The sequence below is a fragment of the Meiothermus sp. genome (assembly GCF_025060375.1).
Classification (GTDB): Bacteria; Deinococcota; Deinococci; order Deinococcales; family Thermaceae; genus Meiothermus.
Genome location: NZ_JANXCG010000064.1, coordinates 1 through 23,630, shown reverse-complemented (window position 1 = coordinate 23,630; position 23,630 = coordinate 1). Strand labels below are relative to the sequence as shown.

The 23,630-nt window shown below is 68.4% G+C and carries 20 protein-coding genes; 9 read left to right on the top strand and 11 right to left on the bottom strand.

Annotation, left to right across the window (positions count from 1 at the left end):
• The first annotated feature begins 8 nt into the window (after positions 1-8).
• Genes NZ849_RS08365 through NZ849_RS08355 form a run of 3 tightly spaced genes read left to right on the top strand, consistent with a single transcriptional unit; the run spans position 9 to position 4,493 of the window.
• A complete protein-coding gene (locus NZ849_RS08365) occupies positions 9-2,726 on the top strand; it encodes an SMC family ATPase (protein ID WP_295406061.1) in 2,718 nt (905 codons plus the stop codon).
• A gap of 11 nt (positions 2,727-2,737) precedes the next feature.
• Positions 2,738-4,246, top strand: a complete 1,509-nt coding sequence (gene murJ, locus NZ849_RS08360; RefSeq protein ID WP_295406060.1) for a murein biosynthesis integral membrane protein MurJ — start codon at positions 2,738-2,740, stop codon at positions 4,244-4,246.
• The gene (locus tag NZ849_RS08355) at positions 4,230-4,493 is read left to right on the top strand and encodes a hypothetical protein (protein ID WP_295406058.1); all 264 of its coding nucleotides are present in this window, start codon (positions 4,230-4,232) and stop codon (positions 4,491-4,493) included. Before murJ ends, NZ849_RS08355 begins: the two co-directional genes overlap by 17 nt.
• On the opposite strand, the gene aspS is transcribed toward NZ849_RS08355, so the two are convergent.
• Both aspS and NZ849_RS08345 read right to left on the bottom strand, forming a co-directional pair.
• Positions 4,483-5,754 carry an aspartate--tRNA(Asn) ligase gene (gene aspS, locus NZ849_RS08350; protein WP_295406056.1) on the bottom strand — a complete coding sequence of 424 codons (1,272 nt, stop codon included), beginning with the start codon at positions 5,752-5,754 and terminating at the stop codon, positions 4,483-4,485. The two genes, NZ849_RS08355 and aspS, sit on opposite strands and share 11 nt — an antisense overlap.
• Before the next feature lie 169 nt (positions 5,755-5,923).
• Positions 5,924-6,685 carry a TatD family hydrolase gene (locus tag NZ849_RS08345; protein ID WP_295406053.1) on the bottom strand — a complete coding sequence of 254 codons (762 nt, stop codon included), beginning with the start codon at positions 6,683-6,685 and terminating at the stop codon, positions 5,924-5,926.
• Between the two features lie 59 nt (positions 6,686-6,744).
• Here NZ849_RS08345 and NZ849_RS08340 point away from each other — a divergent pair, with 59 nt between their 5' ends.
• On the top strand, positions 6,745-7,794 hold the full coding sequence (locus NZ849_RS08340) for a lipocalin family protein (protein WP_295406051.1): 1,050 nt from the start codon (positions 6,745-6,747) through the stop codon (positions 7,792-7,794).
• Here the strand turns inward: NZ849_RS08340 and NZ849_RS08335 are convergent.
• The 3 genes from NZ849_RS08335 to scpB form a co-directional block, all read right to left on the bottom strand.
• Positions 7,764-8,507 (bottom strand): WecB/TagA/CpsF family glycosyltransferase, encoded by a 744-nt coding sequence (locus tag NZ849_RS08335; protein WP_295406076.1) that lies wholly within the window; start codon positions 8,505-8,507, stop codon positions 7,764-7,766. The two genes, NZ849_RS08340 and NZ849_RS08335, sit on opposite strands and share 31 nt — an antisense overlap.
• Before the next feature lie 2 nt (positions 8,508-8,509).
• A complete protein-coding gene (locus NZ849_RS08330; protein ID WP_295406050.1) occupies positions 8,510-9,241 on the bottom strand; it encodes a 2-phosphosulfolactate phosphatase in 732 nt (243 codons plus the stop codon).
• 68 nt (positions 9,242-9,309) lie between these two features.
• The gene (gene scpB, locus NZ849_RS08325) at positions 9,310-9,834 is read right to left on the bottom strand and encodes an SMC-Scp complex subunit ScpB (RefSeq protein ID WP_295406048.1); all 525 of its coding nucleotides are present in this window, start codon (positions 9,832-9,834) and stop codon (positions 9,310-9,312) included.
• A gap of 50 nt (positions 9,835-9,884) precedes the next feature.
• Between scpB and NZ849_RS08320 the strand changes: the two genes are divergently transcribed.
• On the top strand, positions 9,885-11,105 hold the full coding sequence (locus NZ849_RS08320; protein ID WP_295406045.1) for a type II secretion system F family protein: 1,221 nt from the start codon (positions 9,885-9,887) through the stop codon (positions 11,103-11,105).
• 41 nt (positions 11,106-11,146) lie between these two features.
• Positions 11,147-12,307, top strand: a complete 1,161-nt coding sequence (locus tag NZ849_RS08315; RefSeq protein WP_295406044.1) for an LCP family protein — start codon at positions 11,147-11,149, stop codon at positions 12,305-12,307.
• A gap of 43 nt (positions 12,308-12,350) precedes the next feature.
• On the opposite strand, the gene NZ849_RS08310 is transcribed toward NZ849_RS08315, so the two are convergent.
• From NZ849_RS08310 to NZ849_RS08300, 3 genes are read right to left on the bottom strand one after another with little or no spacing between them, the layout of a single operon-like run.
• Complete coding sequence (locus NZ849_RS08310; protein WP_295406042.1) at positions 12,351-12,506, bottom strand: hypothetical protein; 156 nt, start codon at positions 12,504-12,506, stop codon at positions 12,351-12,353.
• Positions 12,507-12,566: 60 nt separating this feature from the next.
• A complete protein-coding gene (locus NZ849_RS08305) occupies positions 12,567-12,857 on the bottom strand; it encodes a hypothetical protein (RefSeq protein WP_295406040.1) in 291 nt (96 codons plus the stop codon).
• A gap of 17 nt (positions 12,858-12,874) precedes the next feature.
• A complete protein-coding gene (locus NZ849_RS08300; RefSeq protein ID WP_295406038.1) occupies positions 12,875-13,153 on the bottom strand; it encodes a hypothetical protein in 279 nt (92 codons plus the stop codon).
• A gap of 114 nt (positions 13,154-13,267) precedes the next feature.
• Between NZ849_RS08300 and NZ849_RS08295 the strand changes: the two genes are divergently transcribed.
• From NZ849_RS08295 to NZ849_RS08285, 3 genes are read left to right on the top strand one after another with little or no spacing between them, the layout of a single operon-like run.
• The gene (locus NZ849_RS08295; protein WP_295406036.1) at positions 13,268-13,708 is read left to right on the top strand and encodes a Fur family transcriptional regulator; all 441 of its coding nucleotides are present in this window, start codon (positions 13,268-13,270) and stop codon (positions 13,706-13,708) included.
• Between the two features lie 47 nt (positions 13,709-13,755).
• Positions 13,756-16,098 carry a glutamine--tRNA ligase/YqeY domain fusion protein gene (locus NZ849_RS08290; protein ID WP_295406034.1) on the top strand — a complete coding sequence of 781 codons (2,343 nt, stop codon included), beginning with the start codon at positions 13,756-13,758 and terminating at the stop codon, positions 16,096-16,098.
• Between the two features lie 21 nt (positions 16,099-16,119).
• Complete coding sequence (locus NZ849_RS08285; RefSeq protein ID WP_295406031.1) at positions 16,120-16,764, top strand: hemolysin III family protein; 645 nt, start codon at positions 16,120-16,122, stop codon at positions 16,762-16,764.
• A gap of 12 nt (positions 16,765-16,776) precedes the next feature.
• Here NZ849_RS08285 and NZ849_RS08280 read toward each other — a convergent pair whose 3' ends face one another.
• The 3 genes from NZ849_RS08280 to NZ849_RS08270 form a co-directional block, all read right to left on the bottom strand.
• Complete coding sequence (locus tag NZ849_RS08280) at positions 16,777-19,239, bottom strand: hypothetical protein (RefSeq protein ID WP_295406028.1); 2,463 nt, start codon at positions 19,237-19,239, stop codon at positions 16,777-16,779.
• Positions 19,240-19,251: 12 nt separating this feature from the next.
• Positions 19,252-21,741, bottom strand: a complete 2,490-nt coding sequence (locus NZ849_RS08275) for a hypothetical protein (protein ID WP_295406026.1) — start codon at positions 21,739-21,741, stop codon at positions 19,252-19,254.
• Between the two features lie 179 nt (positions 21,742-21,920).
• The coding region (locus NZ849_RS08270) for a two-component regulator propeller domain-containing protein (RefSeq protein WP_295406024.1) at positions 21,921-23,630 on the bottom strand (1,710 nt) is incomplete at its 5' end.

Below are 23,630 nucleotides of genomic sequence, written 5' to 3'. Positions count from 1 at the left end.
GGAGAAACATGCGACCCCTGCGACTCTCCCTCCAGGGCTTCGGTCCTTACCTTGACCCGTTGTCCATCCCCTTCGACGACGTGGAGCTCTTTGCCATCACCGGGCAGACCGGCGCTGGCAAGACCACCCTGCTGGACGCCATCACCTACGCCCTCTACAAGGCCACCCCGCGCATCGGGGGCCAGGGCCTGAGGGAGCTTGTGCACCCCCAGGCTGAAGCCGCCCGGGTGGAGCTGGAGTTCAGGGTGGGCGAGCAGGTTTGGCGGGTGGTGCGGGTGGTGGGCCGGGAAAACCAGCACCGGTTGGAGCGGTTAGAAAACGGCCAGTGGCGGACCGACCCCGCTTCGGAACGGGCCAGGGAGCTGGACGAGAAGCTGGTCAGGATTCTGGGCATGGACTACGAGGCCTTCGTCCGGGCCGTCCTGCTGCCCCAGGGCCAGTTTGACCTGTTCCTGCGGGGCTCGCCAAAGGAGCGGCGGGAAACCCTGTCTGCCCTTTACGGCCTGCAGTCCCTCGGAGAGATGGCCAGACGGGTCTCGGACCGGCTCAGAGGCCTCCGTGAGAGAAGGGCTTCGCTGGAAGGGGAGTTGAAGGCCCTGGGGGAGGTTCAGGAGGAGGAGGTGGCCTGCCTGGAGGAGGCCCTGGAGCAGCTCCGCGCAGATGAGACCCGGCTGGAAGGGCACATCCAAGGGGAGGAAAGGGAGCTGGAGAGGCTAAAGGGGCTGGAGCAAAAGTTTGAGGAGCTTGAACGCCTGAGGCGGCGCAGGGGGAACTGGGAGCGGGCCCAGCCCGAAATGGAGGAGCTGGCCCGGCGGCTGGAGCAGGCCAGGGAGGCCCAGCGGCTCTGGCCGCACCTAAAGCGCCTGGAGGAGCTGGAGGGCGAGTGCTCAGCGGCCCAGGCCCAGCTTAGAAAGACCCAAAGGGACCTGGAGGACCTCAGGCAAGCGCTGGCCGGGCTGAAGGAGGGGTTTGACCCCCAGCGCCTCGAGGCCCTCAGGGCCCAGCTCGCCGGAATAGAGGCCCTGCGGCTCAAGGAGCAGGCCCTGAAGCGGCACGGCGGGCACCTGGAGCTACGGCACCAGAACCCCCTTCCCTTCGACGAGGACCGGCTACAGCGCCTGCGGGAGGCCGAGGGGCTTCTTGGGCAAAAGGAGCAGGCGGAAAAGCGGCTGGATCAGGACAAAAGCAGGGTTGAGAGGGCCCAGAAGCAGCTCGAGGAGAACCAGCAAAGACAAAAGACCCTCCGGGATGAGATGGAGGGGCTGAAGCAGCAGGGCCTCGAGAAGGAGGGGGCCCTCCAGGAGGCCGAAGCCCGCCTGGCCGCTGAGCAGATGCGCCAGGGCCTGGCCCAGTACCACCCCCACCTCAGGCCCGGTGAGCCCTGCCCCCTCTGCGGCCAGACCGTGGACCGGCCTCCCCCCAAGCCTGAGGGAGAGGAGGTGAAGCGGCTTAAGGAGGAGGTGGACGCCCTCAAGGAGGAGCTAGAACGGCTGAGGGAAGACTACGCCAGACGTCAAGGGCAGCTGAAGGCCTTGGAGGAGGACCTTCCCCGCCTTCAAAGGCAGCTCGAGGAGGCCCAGGATTCCCGGAAGAGTGCTGAAGATGAGCTTCAGCGCCTCAAAGACCAGCTCCGGGACATAGCCTCCCTCGAGGCGCTGCAGGAGGAGCGGCAGCAAAGGCTCGCCTCCTTGGCCAGGGAACTGCGCGAGGCCACCCAGGGGAAGGGGGTGGCGGATTTTGAGAGGGAGCTGAGGGAGGAGCTGAACCGCCTGGAGGCCCGGCGGGAAGAGATAGGGCGGATCGAAGGGGAGCTGGTGGCCGCCCAGGCCAAAGAGAAGGAGGAATCGGCCCGGGTGGAAACCCTGGCCAAGCAGCTGGAGGGCCAGCGGGCTGCGGTGCAGGCCCTGCTCAAGGAGGCGGGCTTTGAGGGCCCAGCGGCCCTGAAGCAGGCCCGGATGGAGGAGGAGGAGCTGGCCGCACAGGCGGGGAGGCTCGAGGCGCACCGCCAGGAGGAGCAGGAGATAGCCGCCCGGCTGAAGCCCCTGGAGGAGGAGCTGGCCGGGCAGACCCCCGTAACCCACGAGCAGGTGCAGGCCAAGGAGCAAGGGCTCCAGGGGCTGAAGGAGGCCCTCAGGGAGACCCGCCGCGCCATAGGGGCCAAGGAAGCCCGGCTGGAGAAGCTGCGCGAAGACCTGAAGCGGCGGCGGGAAGCCCTTGGGGAAAAGGCGAAGCTGGAGCAGGAAATCGACCTCTGGGAGAGGCTGTCAAACGACCTGAGGGCCGACCGCTTCCCAGACTACCTGCTGGAGCACTACCAAAGGGGGCTGGTGCAACGGGCCTCAGAGCTCGTCCAGGCCCTCTCCCACAACCGCTACACCCTGGGGCTGGTCAGGGGCGAATACCTGGTGTTTGACCGCTGGACCCAGGCCCAGCGGCCCGTGCGCACCCTCTCCGGCGGCGAGAGCTTCATGGCCAGCCTATCCCTGGCCCTCTCCCTCTCCGAACACCTCTCCCAAGGCCGCATCGGGGCCCTGTTCCTGGACGAGGGGTTCGGCACCCTGGACATGGAGAGCCTGGAGCAGGTGGCCGGGGTGCTGGAGGCCCTGCCCACCCAGGGCCGCCTGGTGGGCATCGTGACCCACGTGGAGGCCCTAGCCGAACGCCTGCCGGCCCGGCTGCGGGTGGAAAAGTCCCCCAAGGGGAGCCGGGCCTACTGGGTGGACTGATCCGGCCCCCCATGTCGCGCATCCTCCGCAATACCCTCCTGGTCATGAGCGGCACCCTGGCCAGCCGACTGCTGGGCCAGCTGCGCCAGACCATCCTCACCAACCTCCCCCTTCCCGACACCCTAAAAGACGCCTTCTGGGTGGCCTACCGGATCCCCAACCTGCTCCGTGAGCTGCTAGCCGAGGGGGCCATCCAGAACGCCCTGATTCCGGTCCTGGCCCAGCTCCCCCCCGAGGAGGCCCGGCGTTTTGCCCGCCGCTTTGGCGCTTTCCTGCTGGGGGTCAACCTGGTCGTCCTGGGGCTGGGGCTGCTCTTTGCCCCCCAGATCGCCGGGGGGCTGCTGTGGCTCTCCGAGGCCGCCTTGGGCCAGGCCAGCCCCCTGCGGGACCCCGAGGTGTTTGAGCAGCTCGTCCTCCTGGTGCGGCTCACCCTTCCCTTCCTGCTGGCTATATCCATGGCCGCGCTCTTCTCCTCCATGCTCCAGTCAGGGGAGCGCTTCGGGCTTTCCAGTTTCAGCCCGGTGGCCTTCAACCTGGGGGCCATCGGGCTGATGCTCCTCTTCCCTCAGAGCGTAGCGGCGCTGGGCCTCTCGGTCACGGTGGGCGGGGCCCTACAAGCCCTCGTGCAGCTGCCGGGCCTGAAGGGGTATGGGCTCGAGTTCCGCTGGCACCCCGCCTTCCGGCAGGCCCTGGCCCGGATCGGCCCCTTTGCCTTCACCACCTCGGTCCGGCAGTTTTTGAACCTGGTCCTCCTCAGCATCCTGGCGGCCTACCCCTCCGCCGCCGTAACCGGATTCCAAAACGGCGAGCTCTTCTTTACCACCGCGCTGGGCCTCCTGGCCGTTTCCCCTGCCATGGCCGCCTTTCCCCGCCTTTCGGCCCTGGGAGGAAGCGAGGCGGCCCGCGCCCTCCTGAGCCGTCTTCTGGTGCGGCTTGCAGTCCCCCTAGCCTTTGCCTCGGCGATGATGGTGGCCCTGGCCCCCTGGGGGGTGGGCCTGGTCTATGCCCTTACCCCCAACTTCACCGAGGCCAACCGGACCTTCACGACGCAGACCGTCACGGCCTTGGGCCTGGCCCTGCTGCCTTGGGGGCTGAACCAGCTTCTGCTAAGGGGCTTCTACGCAGTGGGGCAGGTGGGCCAGGCGGTGCGGGTTACCGTGGCGGTGGCCCTTCTCAACACCCTGGGCTACTGGCTCCTGCGCGAGCAGGGCCTTTTCGCCCTCAACCTGGCCACCGCCGCGGCAGGGTGGGCTGGTCTGGCCGCCTACATCCACCGGCTGGAGCGGCTTGGGATGGTGGAGGGGGGCCAGACCTGGCGGGCCACGCTGAAGGCCAGCCTGGCCGCCCTCCCAGCGGGGCTGCTGGCCCACCAGGGGGCCACCTGGCTGGGTCCCCCGGGGCCCTTCCTGGTCAACCTGCTACCCCTGTTGGGGGGTGGGCTGGTAGGATTAGCGGTGTTTGCTGGGCTGGCCCGCGGGCTTGGGCTACCCCTATGGAGAGAAGATGGCAAACGAGGCTGAGAAGCTCGAGTGGTTTGAGATTCAACTGCGCATCAAGACCATTGAGGTAATGCTGGGCCCTAAGTACCGCGAGGCCATGGCCCTGACGCTGAGCACCCTCTACGACCCGGGGAAGGTCCAGACCCTCTCCAAGCACCTTGGGGTGAGCGAGGAGGGTCTGCGCCAGCGTCTGGACAAGATGCGGCTCGAGCTCGGCATAGAGCAGGATTCCATCCAGCGCGCGCTAAAGGGGCGGCCTACGGAGTGAGCCGGTGGCGGTCGCGGGGGAAGGCCCGGGCGTAGCGCACGTTGGGCAGGCCCGCCAGCTTCTGGGTAAGCCGCTCGGCCCCGATGGCGAAGCCGCCGTGGGGAGGCATGCCGTACTTGAAGACCTCCAGGTAGCCGGCAAACTGCGCCGGGTCGTGCCCTTTCCTCCTGAGCTGCTCCACCAGGACCTCGTGCTGATGGATGCGCTGCCCACCAGAGGTAATCTCCAACCCCCTGAACAGCAGGTCAAAGCCCCGGGTCAAGCCATCCCCCTCGGGGTAGGCGTAGAAGGGCCGGGCCGACTCGGGGTACTTGGTGACGAAGAGGAAATCCACCCCCCACCGCTCCTTGGCCCAGGCCCCCAAGGCCCGCTCGGCCTCCTCGTTCAGATCCGCCCCCACCGGCAGGCCAAGCTCCTCCCGCAGGATGCGGCGGGCCTCCTTGTGCTCTAGGCGGGGCATCTCCTGGGTGTTGGGCCACTCCACCTCGAGCAGCCTGGCCTCAAACCCAGCCGAGCTTCGGGCCTCCTCGAGCATGGCCCGCAGAAGCTCCTCCTCCAGGGCCATCACGTCCTCCTCCGAGCGGATGAAACCCATCTCCACGTCCAGGGAAAGGTACTCGTTTAGGTGGCGGCTGGTGGCGTGCTGCTCGGCTCGGAAGACCGGGGCCACCTCATAGACCCGCTCGAAAACCCCCACCATGATCTGCTTGTACAGCTGGGGCGACTGGGCCAGGTAGGCCCGGCGCTCAAAGTAGTCCACGCCGAAGAGGTTGCTCCCCCCCTCGGCCCCTGCCGAGACAATTTTGGGGGTGAAGATTTCGGTAAAACCCTGGGCGTCCAAGTAGCTGCGGAAGCCCCGCACCAAGGCCGCCTGCAGCTTGAGGGGGGCCCTTGCCTTTTCCCCTCGCAGGCTCACGTAGCGGTACTCCAGCAGGGCTTCGGGGCTGGCCCGCCACTCCTCCTTGGGAATCTCGATGGGGCTGGGCTCAACCGCCTTGGCGTAAAATTCCAGCTCTTCCGCCACCACCTCGTAGCCCCCCGGCGCTTTGGGGTTTTCTACCACCCGTCCCACCACCCTCATTGAGGACTCGGCCAGGGGCAGCTCAAAGCGCCGGTCCACCACCACCTGCACCACCCCGCTGCGGTCGCGCAGGAGGACGAAGCGGATGCCACCCAGGTCGCGCTTCCAGTGCAAAAAACCCTGCAGACAGACGGTTTTCCCAACGTGAGAGGAAACCTCGCGGGCCAGGACTCTACACATGCGGACTCCTACGGGCGCGGACGTAGCCTCTAAGGGAAAACCCCCGATACAACGCGGTATCGGGGGCCTCTGGTTACCCCCACCTTTAGCGATCGTTGCACGTCCGCAGCATCCCGCTCCGCATCTTACGGGGCGCGGCCTCTTGGGTCAAGCAAGCCTAAGAGGACCCTCAACCCAAGGCGAAAAGGACCCGGGCGTTCTGGTCGGTGATGCGCTCCATCTCCTCCAAGCCAAGGCCACGCAGCTCGGCCAGCCTGGCCAGGGTAAGGCGCACCATAGCCGGCTGGCTGCGCTGGCCCCGGTGGGGCTCGGGGGGCAGGAAGGGGGCATCGGTCTCTACCAGGAGGCGCTCCAGCGGAATCGCCTGGACGGCCCGACGCAAGGCCTCGTTCTTCCTGTAGGTGAGGGGCCCTGCCAAGCTGAAGTAACCCCCCAGCCTCAGGCCTACCTCCAGCAGCCTGGGGTGACCCCCAAACGCGTGCAGCACAAACCGGGGCGGGCGGTGCTGCTCGAGCCAATCGGCTAGCTCAAGCTCCGCCAGCCCGTCCCTGCTGCGCACATGCAGGATTAGGGGCAGTCCCCGCTCCAAGGCCAGCCGGTGCTGAAACCCCAGCGCCCTGAGCTGGGCCCCGCGGGTCTCCGGGGTCCAGTAGTAGTCAAGGCCGCTCTCGCCAATGGCCCGCACCCGGGGGTGGGTGGCCAGGTGGGCCAGGTCGGCCTCGAGCTCGGGCGAGAGCAGGTGGGCCTCGGTGGGGTGGAGGCCCACCGCAGCGAAGATGTGGGCGTGGGCTTCAGCAAAGGCCAGCGCCCGGCGGTTGCGCACGGGGTCGGTGCCCACCGTTACGACGGCCTTGAAGTGGGCAGAGGCCGCGATGGCCGCCTCGGCCTCCGCCGGCGCCATGTGGTCTAGGTGGCAGTGGGTATCGGTCACAACCCCGATTCTACGCGCGGCTACAGCCCGGTCCCCAGGGCCTCCCTAAACTGGTGGAGATGCGCCGCTGGATGCTTGCTCTGCTCCTGCTCACCGGCTGCCTGCCTGCGCTACAAGGGGTAGACCCCGAGCGCCTCCCCAGCCCGGACAGCTGGGGACCCCACAACGCCCCGCTGGAGTGGTGGTACGTCTCAGCCTACCTCCCCGAGGCTGGCCTAGCCTTTCACTGGGCCTTCTTCAAGGCCTACGTGCCGCAAAACTGGCGCCTGGGACCCCTCCCTCCGGCCCTCCTCTTCCCTGGTCCCTACCACGCCTCCCACATCGCCATCACCGACCTCAGAGCTGACCAGAAGCGCTTCGAGGAGCGCTTCGACTTCCGCTTCGACCGCCCCTTTGGGGACAGCCGGGTGGTCTATCCGCCGCTCCTGATCGAGCAGGGCGACTGGAGGCTTCGGCAGGAAGGCAACAGCTTCTGGCTCACCGCAGGCCCCATCCAAGTGCGGCTCGTTCCGCTGAAACCCGCCGTGGTGCACCCCCCAGGCTACTCTGGCACCGCCGAGACCGGCCGGATGTACTACGTCTCCTTCACCCGGATGGCCCTGGAGGGAACCATTCTGGGCCGGCCAGTGCGGGGTGAGGCCTGGATGGACCACCAGTGGGGCGACCAGCTCGGGAGCGAGGAGGGCAACCCCACTGCCCTGGGGGCGCTTTGGGACTGGTTTGGCCTGCACCTCTCCGATGGCAGCGACCTGATGCTCTACCGGGTGAGGAACCGGAAGGGGGAGGTGGTGCAGCTCGCCGGCTCGGCCACCGACCCCCAGGGAAGGGTGGAAGCGGTGAGGGACCTCCGCATGACCCCCCTGGAACGCTGGACCTCCCCCTCGGGCCGCAGCTACGCCCTGGCCTGGCAGGTAGAGGGAGAGGGGCTTTCCCTCCGGCTCGAGCCTCTGCGCAAGGATCAGGAACTCCTCACCGCCTCCACCCGGGTGGCCTACTGGGAAGGCCCGGTGGTGGGAAGCGGCACCTGGCGGGGAACGCCAGTGCTGGCCCGGGGCATGGGGGAATTCGTGGCTGGCCCTTACGAGCCTCCAGGGGGCCTCTTCCGCTGACGGCTCCCGGCCAAGACCATCCAGGCAAACCGGAGCAGCCTGGGAAAGCGCCGCCAGCGCCTGGGGTCGGAGGCGATGCGCACCAACCACTCCAGCCCCATCCGCTGGGCCCAGCGGGGGGCCCGCCGCACGTCCCCTGCAAGCACGTCAATCATGCCGCCCACGCCGATGGCCACCTTGGCCGCCAGGCGGGTCTTGTGCCGGTGGATGAAGGTGTCCTGCCGCTCCCCCATCCCCACCACCAGCAAGTCGGGCTGGGCCACCCGGATGGCCTCCAACACCCGCTCCTCATCGGAGAAGTACCCGTCGTGCACCCCACAGACGCGCACCCCCCAGCGTTCCCTCGCGTTGTGAGCAGCCCGTTCGGCCACCCCCGGGGCAGCCCCCAGGAAGAAGACCCCAAGCCGCTCCCCCATGCGGGCAAACAGGCGCGGGAGGATCTCCGAGCCCGGCACCCGCTCCGGAAGCCGATGGCCAGTCAAACGCGCCACCGCCCACACGATGCCCACCCCGTCCGCGGTAACCAGCTCGCTCTCCCACAAGGCCCGCATGAGGCCGGGCTCCGCCTGGGCCCGCACCACCGCCTCGGGGTTGGTGGTGATGACCTGCGCGCAGTGGGGCAGGGGATGGGCAATCCGCTCCTCTATCCAGGCCAAAGCCCCCTGGAGGTCCACCAGGTCCACCGGGGTGCCCAGAACCTCAACCCGCTGCACCCTCACCCCCGGAAGCAGAAGCCGTAGCGGTTCTTGCTCAGACCGTAGCGTTCCGCCTCGAGCAGACGCACCTCCACAAGCCTGGGCACCCGCTCCTCCACGCTGATTAGACTGGCCAGGGCCAGGTCCTCGCTCCGACCGGCGCGCAGGAGCGCCTGGCCTTCCTCCGACTGCACCAGGGCCTCCTGGGGGTCAGGGAAGGTCCTGAGGAGGCGGGCGGCCGCCCGGGCCCCCTCCTGCAGGCTGTCCCTAAGCCCCGCAAGCTGCTCCAGGCGCCGAGCCAGAAACCCCGCCACCACGGTGTTGGCCAGGCTGGGTGGGCGGCCCCTGTCGGCCGCCACCACCAGGGTGCTGATGCCTTCCGTTTGGGCGTACCGAAGAACCCCCTGGGCGTTTCTGAAATAGCCCAGCAGGCTAAGGGGCGGCACCAATTCCAACGCCCCGGCCAGGCCCGGGGCCAGCAGCACACAGGTCTTGCCGGCGACCTCGAGCCGCTCCAGGGCCCGCAGGGAAAGACCATGGTGGAAACCCTCCGGCGGCAACCCCTCCTCCTCGCCCAGCAGCACCCCACCCCCTTCAGCCAGGACCCGGGCCGCCCGCACGCTTCTGGCAACCCAGACCTCCCGGGCCCCACAGGAGAGCAAAAGGCCCACCACGCTGCCAAACCACACATCCACCAAAAGCACCGGCCCCGCATAGGGCGGATTGGGAACCAGGTCTACCCGAATCGTCACGCCTCCCTCTACTCCGCGGCATTATAACGAAGCGGGGAGCTGTCCAAAAAACGGCACAACCCGGGGGCTCAGTCCCGCAGCAGGAGGACCGGGCCTTCCCCAAGGGGCGGCAGGTCCTCCAAGCTCTCCAGGCCAAACAGCTCCAAGAAACGCTCGGTGGTGCCGTAGAGTTTGGGCCGCCCCACCGCCTCCTTCTCACCCACCACCCTCACCAGACCCCGCTCCAAAAGGCCCTCCAGTACCCCCTCCACGCTCCGGCCCCGCAGAGCCTCCAGCTCGGAACGGGTCAGGGGCTGCCGGTAGGCGATGAGGGCCAGCACCTCCAAAGCGGCCTTGGAGAGGCGGGGAGGGGTGGGGCGGAGCACCTGCTCCACCACCCCCAGGTGCCGGGGGTGCACCACCAGCCGCCAGCCCCCTGCCACCCGCTCGAGCTCCACCCCCATCCGCCCCTCCCCCAGCTCGCCCTCCAGGGCCGCGATAACCCTGAGCAGGGTTTCCTCCGGGGCTAGCGGGCGCAGCTCCTTCAGGGAAACGGGCCGCCCAGCGGCAAACAGCACCGCCAGGAGCTGGGCCTTGAGTTCGTGCTCGGCCATGGGCCTGTATCACCAAAACCGGGGCTTCCCGGGGCTATACTGGGGTCAGTATGCCAGCCTATCAGTATAAGGCCCGGGACAGGCAGGGTCGGCTCATCAGCGCGGTCATAGAGGCCGACGACATCCGCACAGCGGCGCGGGTCTTACGGGAAAAGGGGCTTTTCATCGCCGAGATTAAGGAACCGGGGCGGGGCCTCCAGGCCGAGATCAAGCTGACAGCCCTGGAGCCCAAACCCGGCCTCAAGGACCTGGCCATCTTCAGCCGCCAGCTCGCCACCATGCTGGGGGCTGGGCTGCCCATCGTGCAGGCCCTGGCCATCCTGGAAAAACAAACCGAGAAGAGGAAGTTCCAGGAGATCCTCCGGGATGTGCGGCTGGAGGTGGAGGGGGGGGCCAACTTCAGCGAGGCCCTGAGCCGCCACAAGCTCTTCAACCGGCTCTACATCAACCTGGTCCGGGCCGGAGAGACCTCAGGCTCCTTGGACACCATCCTAGACCGGCTGGCCACCTTCCAGGAAAACGAGCTAGCCCTGATTGGAAAGATCCGCTCGGCCCTCACCTATCCGGCCATCGTCTTCGTCTTTGCGATTGGGGTGACCTACTTCCTCCTCACCACCATCGTCCCGCAGTTTGCCCAGATTCTGACCGGCCTAGGCTCCGAGCTGCCCCTGCTCACCCGAGCGCTGATGGCCATTTCCGACTTCCTGCGGCAAAGCAGCCTGTTCCTCCTGCTGCTGGCGGTGGGCCTATACTTCGCCTACCGCTCCTACTACCGCACCGACCGGGGCCGGCGCCAGATCGACCAGATTAAGCTCAGGCTGCCCATCTTCGGCAACCTGGTAAAGAAAAGCGCCCTGGCCCGCTTCTCTCGCACCTTCAGCCTGCTCATCAGCAGTGGGGTAAACATCGTAGAAGCCCTGGACATCACCAAGGGCACCGCTGGCAACGCCATTGTGGAGGACATCCTGGAGCAGACCAAGGTAGCCATCCAGGCTGGCGAGCCGGTCTACGCCACCCTTCAGGCCCACCCCCAGGTCTTCCCTCCGATGGTGGGCTCCATGGTGGCCATCGGGGAGGAAACCGGTGCCCTAGACACCATGCTCACCAAAATCGCCGACTTCTACGAGCGGGAGGTGGACGAAGCGGTAAGCGCCCTTACCGCGGCCATTGAACCCCTGATGATCATCTTCCTCGGGGTCGTGGTGGGGGTCATCGTGGCCGGCATGTTCCTGCCCCTCTTCCGCATCATCGGTACCCTCTCCCAGCAGTAGCCTCTCCCTTCTCACCCAGGCTGGACTAGACTGGCGGAGGTATGCGACGCTTCGTCCTGTGGGGGTTCTTGTTGGCACTGGTTGGGGTCGGCTGGTGGGCCTATCCGCTCCTGCAACCCCTTCTGCGCTACGGCGCCCTCCCCCGCAAGCTCAACGAGCCCCTGAACGTGCTGGTGCTCGGGGTGGCCCCCGAGTACAAGTACTACCATCAGCGCGCGCCGGAAAACTTCCGGGGCCTCTCCGACGTCAACCTGCTGGTGCGCTTTGACCCTAGGGCGCACCGGATTAGCGTGCTCTCCATCCCACGGGATGTGTACGTGCAAATCCCTGGGTATGGCTGGCACATCATCAACCACGCCAACAAGCTCGGCGGCCCCGAGCTGGCCAAGGCGGTGGTGCAGAACCTCACCGGAGTGGGCGTGGACGCCTATGTGGCGGTGAGCGTGGATGCAATCCGCAGCGGCGTGGACGCCCTAGGGGGGCTCGAGGTCTGCGTGGAGAAGACCATGCGTTACCGCGACACCGCGGCCAGGCTGGAAATCAACCTGGAGCCGGGCTGCCAGCGGCTAAACGGCGTCCAGGCCGAGGGCTATCTGCGCTTCCGCCACGATCCCCTGGGGGACATCGGGCGCATCCAGCGCCAACAGAACTTCTTCAACGCCCTCAAGCAACAGCTCCTTTCCCCTGCGGGCCTCCTGCGCCTGCCCCAGGCCCTTGCCCAGGTGGAACCCCACATCCGCACCGACCTAACCCGCGAGGAAATCGGTGCCCTCCTGGGTTTTCTCGCCACCCGGCCCGAGCTGGTCTCGCTGCTCACCCCCGGCCAGTTCGGGCGCGGCTGGGAGGTCAACCGGGAGGAGCTCCGGCGCCTCGTGGAGCGCTACTTCAGCGACGCTGCCCCAGCCGAAACCGCCCGAGACCTGCGGGGCCGACTGGCGGTGGTCCTCTACGCTGCTCCTCAGGAGGCCCAAGCCACCGACCTTCGCAACCGGCTGAGGGAGCTGGGGCTACGGGTTCTGCTGCGGGAGGTGGAGAGCCCCCCTCCAAAGAGCGAGGTGCTGACCAACGGGGAGGCCGGGCTGGCCCAGGCCCTAGGGGAAGCCCTCGGGCTGCCCTACCGGGTCTCGGGCGAGGCAGCGCTCTACAGCGACCTCACGGTGCGGCTGGGGACCGACCTGAGCAAGCCCGACGAGGCGCAGTAAAACCGCCCCCGGGAGGCGCGGGGGCGGCTGGGCAGGGCAATGCTCAGGCGGAATGCTTCCAGCTGGAGACGGGCCGGCGGCGCACCTCGCCCAGCCCGGAGGGGACAGGCAGGAGCCAGTTGCGCAGCGAGGCCCGCGTCCGGGGCTTGTCCTGATGGGGCCGCACGAATACGAGTTCAAATGCACGCTCCCTGCTCATACCCACAGGGTAAGCCCTCCGGGGCCCTGGGGTGGTTGCATTTGCACCAAGGAGGCTTAATCAAGCCTGCATGGGGCGCGCCGGGGGGTCTTCCCCCGGCTCCTCCCAGGCCAGCTCCACCAGGTCTATCAGCTCGTCCACCGGCACGGCGTAGCGCCGTGAAATACGGGTAATCTGGCGGCCCAGGCGTTTGAGCTGGCTCACCAGCTCCTGGGCGGACTCCTGGGCCTGGGCCTCGAGGTCCTCCGCAACCCCAATTAACCACCCCAAGAGCGTCCCCGCCTCCTCGTCGGAAAGCCCCTCGGTGAGCGCCTCATCCTCCAGGAACTGTTCGGTCAGCCGCTCGAGCATAGACCCCATACTACCCCCTAGCGCTGGGGAAGGGGCCAGCGGCGCAGCAGCTCATCCTTGTGGACATAGCCCATCTGGCGGACCAGGCCCTCCCGGTAAGCGGGGTCAGCGGCCATCTGCAACTCCTCGCTTAGCCGCTGGTTGCGCAGCTCGAGCTGGGCCACCCGGCTCGAGACCAGGGCAACCTCCCGGCGAAGCCCCACCAGCCGCTGCACCTCGAGGCCTACCAGCACCAGCATATGCAGCGTTCCCAAAGCGAAGACCAGGTGCAGGAAGCGGTAGATCGGCTTATCCACAGTGCTTTCAGTATAGCACCGAGCGGACCGGCGGTTTTCTACGGCCGGCTCGAGCCCCCAGTACCCTTCTTCTGAAAATCTTTTATAGTGGTGAAAGTTATACAGGGGGTTCCCATGGCCAAAGCCAAAGAGCGTGAGAGCCATCGGTCGCGCCTCAGGGCGGCGGGTCTACGGCACACCCTGCCGCGGGAGCGCATCCTGGCCTACCTGGACCGCAAAAACACCCACCCCACCCCAGAGGAGCTACACCAGGGCCTGAAGAGGAGGGGCCACAACATCGGCCTCTCTACCGTCTATCTAAACCTGCAGGTGCTGCGCAACGCCGGGCTCCTTTGGGAGTTCAAAGACCAGCAGGGCAACACCCGCTACGACGGCTACAGCGAGCGGCACCACCACCTCCTCTGCGTGCAGTGCGGAGCGGTCCAGGACATCCTGGCCCGCGAGCTGCCTGAGTTCAACCCCGATCCCATCAAGGCCGCGGTAGAGAACCGAACCGGCTGGTTTGTGGAGGAGGCCCGCTTGGAGCTGCGGGGGGTCTGCCCCTCCTGCCAATGAGGCCTGTGGGAATTGTCGGCCCAGGGGTGTATCCTTAGCCTGTTGGCATGCGAGCGCTAGAGAGCAAAACCCGGCTGGTGTCCCCCAACTTCATCACCGAAATCATCGAGGAAGACCTGAGGTCGGGGCGCTGCCAAAAGGTGGTCACCCGCTTCCCCCCCGAGCCTAACGGGTACGCCCACCTGGGGCACGCCATCGCCAGCTTCATCGACTTCGGCATCGCCCACGACTACGGCGGGGAGTGCCGGCTGCGGATGGACGACACCAACCCCGAGACCGAGCGGGCCGAGTACGCCGAGGCCCTCATCGCCGACATGCGCTGGCTGGGCTGGGACTGGGGCGATCGGGTCCGCTACGCCTCGGACTACTTCGAAGAGCTCTACCAGATGGCCGAGAAGCTCATCCTGAAAGGGCTGGCCTACGTGGACAGCGTCTCGCCCGAAGAGATGGCCCGCCTGCGGGGCACGGTGGACACGCCCGGCACCCCCAGCCCCTACCGCGACCGCAGCGTGGAGGAAAACCTGGACCTTTTCCGCAGAATGCGGGCCGGGGAGTTCGGGAACGGCGAGCACGTGCTCCGGGCCAAGATCGACCTCGCTAGCCCCAACATGAAGCTGCGCGACCCGGTGCTCTACCGGATTGTGCACGCCGAGCACTACCGCACCGGCCGCAAGTGGTGCATCTACCCCTCCTACGACTTCGCCCAGGCCACCACAGATGCCCTAGACGGGGTGACCCACAGCCTGTGCAGCCTCGAGTTCGTGGACAACCGGGCCATCTACGACTGGCTGATGGACCACCTCTGGGGTGAACCCCCCCTGGACAAGACCCCCCGTCCCCGCCAGTACGAGTTCGGCCGGCGCAGCCTGGAGTACACCGTAGTCTCCAAGCGCAAGCTCAGGAAGCTGGTAGAAGGGGGGTACGTGCAGGGCTGGGACGACCCTCGCCTGCCCACCCTGGCGGGGGTGCGCCGCCGAGGGGTAAGGCCCGAGGCCATCCGCCGCTTTGCCGCCCAGGTGGGCATCTCCCGCACCAACCGCACAGTGGACATTGCCCTCCTGGAGGCGGCCATCCGGGACGACCTCAACACCGTTGCCCCCCGCGTGATGGCGGTGCTGCGGCCCCTTCGGGTGGTGCTCACCAACCTAGACCACCCCAAAACCGTAGCCCTGCCCTACTGGCCCCCCGACGTCGTCCGGGAATCACCGGACGGGCTGGTGCCCCTGCCGGACGGAAGGCGGGTACCCCCTTCGGAGGCCACCCGCCAGGTGACCCTAGCCCCGGTGCTCTACATAGAGCAGGACGATTTTTCCCTGAACCCCCCCAAGGGCTTCAAGCGCCTTACCCCGGGAGGCACGGTCCGGCTCAAGCGGGCCGGGGTCATCCGCTGCGAAAGCTACGAGACCGACGAGTCCGGGCAGGTGGTGGGGCTGCGCTGCACCTATCTGGGTGAGGAGGCCGAGGCCGCTGGGGTGATCCACTGGGTGAGCGACCAGGACGCGGTGCCCGCGGAGTTTCGCCTGTACGACCGGCTCTTCACGGTGCCCCACCCCGAGGCCGAAGCCAAGGAGGAGGACGAGGAGGCCCCCGATGAAGGGGACTTCCTGCGCTTTTTGAACCCCAAAAGCCTCGAGGTGGTCCACGGCTACGTGGAGAAAAGCATCCTGAACGACCCCCCTGAGACCCGCTACCAATTCGAGCGCAACGGCTACTTCTGGCAAGACCCTGTGGACTCCAGGCCCGACGCCTTGGTTTTCAACCGCATCGTCCCCCTCAAGGATACCTGGGGGCGAAGCCTGACCGCCCCGACTGAAAGGGCCGAAAAGCCTCAGAAGATCCCCCCTGCCCCCACCGCACGCCGGCTGAGCCTCGAGCAGGAAGCCCGCTTCCAGGGCTACAGAGCCCTGGGCATTCCCGAAGCTGAGGCCCTGGTGCTGGCCCAGGAGGAAAGGCTGGCTCGCTTTCTTGAGGCAGCGGCCCAAAAAGCCCCTGCGGCCAGCCTGGCAAGCCTGGTGGTCAACGAGCTGGGCCCAGCCATCCGCAGCGGTGAGGCCCGGATAACCCCCGATGGGCTGGCGGAGCTGGCGCTGCTGCTGGCCTCGGGCGAGATCAGCACCCGCATTGCCAAAGACGTGCTGGCCGAGGCGCAGAGAACCGGACAGGACCCTCTGGCCATCATAAGGCAGAAGGGCCTCCGGCAACTCAGCGACCCCCGCCTTCTAGAGGCCTTGGTAGAGGAGGTCTTATCGGCGCATCCGGAGAAAGTCGCGGCCTACCGGGCCGGCAAAACCGGCCTGATGGGCTTTTTCGTGGGCCAGGTGATGGCTAAAACCCAAGGCCAGGCCAACCCCCAGACGGTGCAGGAGCTTCTGCGGAAGCGACTGGCCTAGACCAGCCCCTCAGGCCTCCCCATGAAAAGCCTCTTTTCCTCCACAGCCCGGGAGCCCTTCAACGCCTACTCCCACGGCCTGGGCGCCCTGCTAGCCCTCCTGGGTTCCCTCGCGCTGCTCCTGCTCAGCCAGGGTAGCCCGACCAAGCTGGTGGGGGCTTTGGTCTTCGGCCTGACCATGACCCTAATGTACGTTGCCTCAACCCTCTACCACGCCCTGCGGGTACCGCAAAGCACCCTGCTCTGGCTGCGCAGGCTTGACCACGCCGCCATCTTTCTCTTCATTGCCGGAACCTACACGCCGGTGCTGCTCCTGGCCCTGGAGGCCACCTGGCGGCCCTGGGCGCTGGGGCTGGTCTGGGGGCTGGCTGGCCTGGGGGCCGCCCAGCGGCTGATCAGCCTAGAGACCCCACGCTGGCTCTACACCGCGGGCTACCTGGCCCTGGGCTGGCTCTCAATTTTCCTGCTCCCCAAGCTGCTCCTAAGCCCGCTGGCCCTGGGGGGGCTGCTGGGGGGTGGGCTGGCCTACAGCCTAGGGGCGGCGGTGTACGCGGCCAAGTGGCCCAACCCCTTGCCCCAAAGGGTGGGTTTCCATGGGCTTTGGCACCTCTTTGTCCTCCTGGGCAGTTTGGGGATGTACCTCGCGGTGCTGGCCCTCTACCTCTAGGGGCCCCAGCGCTCAGCGGGGTACGAGGAGAACCAGCCCGGTGAAGCCCGCCCCCTCGGAGCCCACGGGCCCCCGGAGCACCTCCAGCGGATTCACAACCGTAAGCCCGCCCGCCTGCCCTGCCAGATCAGCGGCCCCGACCACGTAAATCCGGCCCCGCCGGTCCGTAAGGAGTCGGGAGAGGGGCCCGGGGCAGTCCACCGTGGCGGTGTCGGGGTTGGCGCACTGGGCCTGGCGCTGCTCGAGCGTCCCGCTCACAAAGCCCGCGGTAGCGTAGCAGGGATGGTTGGGGTCAATCTCCGCGTTGTTGGCCGCAGCAATCCAGAGATTGCCCCGGCTGTCGAAGGCCAGGTCAGCGGCTTGCTGGAGGCCGCGGTCGGGCGGGTCCTGGCCGGGGAGCACGGGGTGGCGGCTGTAGGGGCCCGCGGTAAGGCGCCTGTCCACCTGGGCCGGGCGGTAGAGGCCGCTAGGCTGGAGGTTCACCCCGCTCAAGGGCACCTTGATGACCGTCTCCCGCAGGGTGTTGAGGTCTATGCTGCCGTTGGCGATGCAGTCCGGGTTGGAGTTGTAGTAGTCGCTGCCCCCGCCCAGGTCGGCCACCCAGAGGCTGGCCCCATCCGGGGACAGGGCCAGCGCCGAGGGCTGGTAGAAGGCCCCCGCCGGGTGGGTAGGCTGGCTCAGCTCGAGCCGCACGTCCGGGCTGAGGGGAGCCGGCGTGCCCCCGTAGAGCGAGGCCGGGCAGGAAGGGCGGGGCAGGCGTACCAGGTAAGCCCGCTGCTGCCCTGGCAGGAAGTAGCCCCCCGCCACCCAGAGGTTCCCCTCCCGGTCGAAGGCCAAGGCCCGCGGGCTTTGCAGCTCGCCCACCCAGAGCTGGTTGGGCTGGCTCAGGGTCCCGCTGGCCGAGAGGCGCTCGGCCCGAACGCAGGCGATGGCGTCACTGGCCTGGTTGACCACCCAGAGGTGCCCCTCGGCATCGAAGGCCAGGTCGGTGGGGTTGTTGAGGGTGGCCCCGCCCACCACCCGCTCCCCCGGGGCCGCCCCCACAAGGCGCAGGGCAAAGCCCTCCGCAAGCTGGCCGGCCTCGAGCCGCTCCCGGCTAAACCGCAGGATGCGGTTCTGGCTCTGCCCCACCACAAACTGGTAGACCGCATAGAGGTTGCCCTGACTGTCCCGGCGCAGGCGATAGAGCCCAGCCTGGGGCAGGTCGGAAAGGGGTGCCAGCCCCATCTCGTCCCCGGCGAAGGCCCCATCGTCCCCTCGGCGGGTACCCGGCACCGCCACCCCATTGGCCGTCCAGCCGCTGTTGTCGCGGGCCCCGTTGCCCCCCACCCAGGCCTGCCCGCTCCCGGGGCGAACCCGGAAGGAGAGGCTGGCGGTGGCCCTGGGGCGCTCTGCGCTGGTGGTCAGGGTGAGGGGGTCGGCGGCCAGTTCGGCGTCCAGGTAAACCCGCCGACGGACCCCGCTAGCGCTCAGGTGATAGGTACCAAAGGGCAGCCCCTCAAAGCGCACCTGGGTACCCCCAGGGTCTACCGCACGCTCCGCCACCACCTGCCCCACCGCCGAGCCCTGCCGCAGGACAAGCCGCACCTGGTCGCCCCGCTGGAGCCCCGAGAGCGAAAGGTCCACCGCCGACTCGGAGGGCTGGTAACGCACCTCCACCCGCTGGGTGGCCCCATCCTCCAGGGAGAAGGGGTTGCGCCCCGCCGGATTCACCACCACAAGGGCCTGGTAGGCCACCCCCTCCCAGCGCACCCCCTCGGCCTCCACCCGGTACTCCCCCACCACCTGGCGCTCCAGGGTAGCAGAACCCTCCAGCCCGATGGGGCCCGCCGGCCCCACCAGCCGCACCCTGGGCTGGAGCCCCGCAGGGGCCGCTACCCTTACCTCTATGGTGCCGAAGCCCAGACCGTAGGCCACCTGCAGCGCCACCAGCTGCCCTGCCTGCACCACCACCGGCTGGCTCTCCCGGCTCACCCGGTAGTTCCGTGGGGGCGGCCCGGCCCACACGGTGTAGACCCCTGGCTCCAGGCTGAGGCTGTGCTCGCGGAGACCCTCCACCCGGGCCACCACTTCCTCCCCCCTTCTCACCTCGGCCCTGGGGACAAAGCCCTCCACCGGCGGGCTCAGGCTAAGGCTCAGCACCAGCCGGCCGGTGATTGGCTGGTAGGCCAGGGCGACGCTCTCCCTGGCCCCTGCCTCGAGGGCAACCCGCGCGCCCTCCCCGCCGTAGCGGTAGCCGTCGGGTCCCTCCACCGGCAGCAGCGTCAGGGTGTAGAGGCCCGGGGCCAGCCCCTCCAGGAGGGTCTCGCCCAGCCGCTCCACCACCCGCTCAAAGCCAGGCCCCTTCACCTCTAGGCGCGGGGTGAGGGGGACCGGCGCCTCGAGCCGCACCACCAGGGTAGCCCCGCCCGGCCGGGGGGCACAGGCCACCAGCAGGAACACCCCCAGCAAGAGCCCCATCCGCATCCACCACATGGTTCCCACCTCCTAGGGCCGCACGAAGGGCAGGGCTTCAGGATTGGGGAGGTTCACCGCCACCCCCACCAGACCCACCCCCTCGGTGGGCACGCTGAACACCTGGGCCGCCCCGCGCAGGTCCAGGGTCTGGGTGTAGACTGCGCTCATCCTATACCCCCGCACATCCAGCCGGTAGAGCCGGCCCCGCCGGTCGGTGCGGGCCAGGGCGGCCTCCCCGGTGTCGCTGGGGAGCACCTCCACGTTGTTGTTGCTGGCCACCCAAAGGTACCCCGCCCGGTCAAAGGCCAGGCCGAAGACCTGCTGCAGCCCCCTGTCCAGGCCGCTGCCCACCCCCACGGTCAGGCGGTGGCTGACCCAGGCCGGCCGCCAGGCGGCCCCCGGGCGCAGGTTCTCCCCCGCCAGGGGAACGCGCAGCAGGGTCTCGGGGGCGGCGTTGGCATCGCGGTATAGGTCGCCGCTGCCCCCTGCGTTCCCCCCGAAATCGCCCACCCACAAGGCCCCTCCGCCCGGCTCCAGGGCCAGGGCCACCGGCTTGGCCACAGGGCCGGCATCGCTCTCGGCCAGGCTCACGTCCAGCCGAACGTCCACCCACTGGGCCAGCTCCGCCTCGCCCAGGCCCACATCCCCCCCGTTGCAGTCGCCGTTTGCCGCATAGCTGAGGCGGGCGGCGTGGAGCCGGTTCAGAAAGGCCCGCTTGACCGGACTCCCCTCGCCCGGCCGCGGCCCCTGGTAGCCCCCCGAGGTGAACCAGAGGTTCCCCTCCAGGTCGAAGGCCAGGGCGTGGGGGATGAGGAAGGGGCGGTTGTCGCCGTTCTGCCCTGGGGTGGAGAGGACGTAGCGGTAGAGGCCGGTGCCCGGACCCCAGATGCGCGCCCCCGCCTCGCGAATCCGGGCTGCCCCAGACCTCAGGTCGCTGGCCCGCACACAGGCGATAAGCCCCAGCACGTCGTTCACCACCCAGAGGTTGCCCCGGGCATCGAAGGCCATATCGGCCGGTTCGTTGCCCCAAACCTCCATGTGGGGCCCTGGAGCCACGCCCGCCGGCCAGCCCCACACCTCCCCCTCAATCACGGTGTTGCCCGGTTCGCCCTCGGAAATCCGGCCAGCCCGCAGGTTGGCCTGGCTCACCCGCACGATGCGGGCCGGGCTGCCCGCCACATACTGGTGGAGGACGTAGAGGCTGCCCTCCCGGTCAAAGGCGATGCGGAAGGGCCCCTGCAAGGGGGTAGGGGCGATAAAGGTGGAGAAGCCCGCAGCCCCGTCCTCCAGGTAGTAGACCGCGTTCAGCTCCCCGGTGCTGGTTCCACCCCGCCCGCCGTTGCTGAAGCTGCCGTTGCCCGCTACCCAGATGCGCCCGCTACCCGCCCGTTCGGTCCAGCCTGAGAGGTCCAAGCTGGGCAGAGGGCTAGCGGGGCTGGCCTGCACCCTGGCCTCCCCTTCCCAGTAGCGCTCCGCCCAGACCCCCGGCCGCACCGCCTGGGCCCTCAAGGTATATTCGCCGAAGGCCAGCCCCTCAAAGCGCAGCGGGCCAGGGCCCACCCGGCTCTGGAGCAGGGCGCCCGGCTCGAGCCGAACCCGCACCTCATCCCCTGCCCCCACCCCCACAACGCTGACCCCTAGGGCCGCCTGGGTGGCCTGGTAGCCGAGGGAGAGCCGGGCCTCCCCGTCCGCCGGCACCACCGCGCTCTGCCGCTCGGCCATGGGGGCCCAGACCACCCCCCCCGCCGCCACGGGCCGGGCCACCAGGGTGTAGACCCCCGCGGGCAGCCGGAGGCGTTCGCTGGCGTCGAGCCGCCTCAAGAGGCCGCCGTCTGGTCCGTACAGCTCTGCCCCCGCGGCGAACCCCTCCACCCCGCCGGGCGGGGCGACCTCCACCCAAAGGGTCCCGAACCCCCGGGCGTAGGCCACCCGGGCCTCCACCTCCTGGCCGGCCCGCACCTCCACCTGGGAGGACGAAAGGGAGAGGGTGTAGCCCTGGGGAGGCAGGCTGGGGGTGAGGGTGTAGAGGCCGGGCTCGAGCCGGAGCACCCCCCCGCCCACCCGCTCGGCGTACCCGCCGGGGCCCCGCACCTCCACCTGGGGGACAAAGCCCGCCAGGGCTGGACTGACCGCCACCTCCAGCCGCAGCCGTCCGGTGGCCACGCGGTACTCCACCCCCACCCGCCGGGTCTCCCCGGCCGAGAGGGAACTGCGCACGCTGCCAGAGGCCACCGCCGCGCCCTCCAGGCTGAGGGCCGCGCGGTAGAGGTGGCCATCCTCCCCATCCACAGCCTCGGCGCTCACGCTGTAGTCGCCCGGGGCCAGCCCGCCCAGCCGCACCCTTCCGCTCTCCTCCACCCGCCGCTCCAGCCCTGGCCCCCGCACCACCACCCTGGGCCGGAGCCCCGCAGGGGCCCTGATCTCCAGTTCCAGCGCCCCCTCCCGGGGCGGAGCAGCGCAGGAGGCCAGGAGCCAGCCCATCCAGGCCCCAAGGAGCGAAGCCAAAACCACCCGACGCACGCGGGCAGTCTAGGAAAGGCCCTGTAAACCCAGCGTTACGGGCCAGAGCCCTGCCCCAGTGCCGCCTGGGAGCCTGCCTGTGACCTGAACCAGCAGGAGCTTGCGCTGGCTCAAGCCTCCGTAACGTATTTCCATAACGAAAACCCCCCGCCTTAGGCGGAGGGTTGGCGCGGGGGGGCCTACTGCCCGGGCCGCACGTACATGGGGGCGTTCAGGGGGGGCACGTTGAAGGCTACCCCGGTGAAGCCCAGGCCCGCAGTGCCCGAGGGGATAACCTGTGCTGGAGTAACGTCGCGCGGCAGGCTACCGCTAGGCACACCGCTAAGAGGCAACACGTAGAGCTTGCCCTGACGGTCTGTAAGGGTGGTTGGCGGCAGGCATACAGCCGCCTCCCCAGCACCCAAGGTGAAGCCGCAGGGGCTGGTGGTGTCGCCGCTGGTCACAATCACGTTGTTGTTGGTCGCCACCCAAAGCCGCCCCTGCTTGTCAAAGGCAATGTGGAAGGGCTGCTGCAGACCCCGGTTGGTACCGCTGCCGGCAGGCACCGTGATGCGGTCGGCGATGGTGGCTGGTACCAGTCCAGCGGTGGGACCCAGGGTGCTGATATCGATGCGGATGAGGCTCTCGGTCTCCTCGTTGGCGTCCACAGGCACGGTGTTTGCAATGACCAGGCCAGGGTTACCAGGGCAGGCAGGGCGGGAGTCGCCTGGACCAGAAGGCGGCGCGCAACGATACTTCTCCGAGCTGCCGCCGTAGTCGGCCACCCAGAGGGAGTTGCCGTCCGGCGAGAGGGCCAGTCCGGCCGGTTTGATGATGGGTGCGCCAGGCCCGCCAGCGTTGCTGATGTCGAGCTGGATGTCGGGGGTGGGAGTGCTGCGGCCGCCACTGCAGGTAAGCAGGCTAGCCGGCAGGCGGTTGAGGCGGGAGCGGCGGACTGGGTCAGCGGCCACGTAGTCGTTGGAGGTGAACCAGAGGTTGCCGCTGCGGTCGAAGGCCAGCCCGCGCACGAACTGGTACACGCCCGCTGGCGCCCCTGTACCTCCGAAGAGCTGGTCGGGGGTGTCTATGGTATTCCCCGGGCCCGTCAGCCTCGCGCGCGAGATGCAGGCGATGGCGCTGCCGTTGTCGTTGGCAATCCACAGGTTGCCCTGGGCGTCGAAGGCCACGTCCGCCGGCTCGACCTCCTCGTTGCCGCCCTGGCTTGCAGGAATGTAGAAAGCGTCGCCGGTGATGACCTTGTTGCCCGGGGCGGTCTCGGAGAGCAGGCCCGAGCGCAGATTGGCCTCCGTTACCCGCACAATCTTGGCGCTACGCGCACCGTTGCTCTGGTAGACCAGGTAGGCGTTGCCCTCGGCATCGAAGGCTACCTTGAAGATATCGCTGGATGTGAGGGTGGTGTTAGTTTGCGGGGTGAAGGACGTGAGGGTAGTCGCCCCATCGGCCAGCGAGAAGGAGGCGTCGAAGCCTGACCCGCCCAGCACCCCGTTGCCGGCCACATACACCCGGCCGGTTCCGCCCCGGGCGGTGAGGCTCACGCTCGCGCTGGCGTTGGGCGCCGCAGCAGAGGGAGCTGCGGTGGCCGACGTGGTAGTGAAGTAGAAGCCATCCACAAAGGTGCCGTCCACCAAAGCTGTGGCGCTTATGCCGTAGCTGCCAAAGCGCGGCACCACCACGTCGCTGGCCGTGCGGTTGGTGCCCGTGAGGGTTACGGGCGCCACAGTACCCGGACCGCTGAAGGTGATGACGGTGTTGGCGCTGGCACCGGAGGGCAGGCCCACCACGCTAACGCTCAGGGTGGGCTTGCTGTAGGTGAGGGTGGCGCTGTCGGAACCGCCCGAGGCGATGGTCAGGCTGGTTTTGGAGAGGGTGAAGGCATAGTCCTGCGGGCC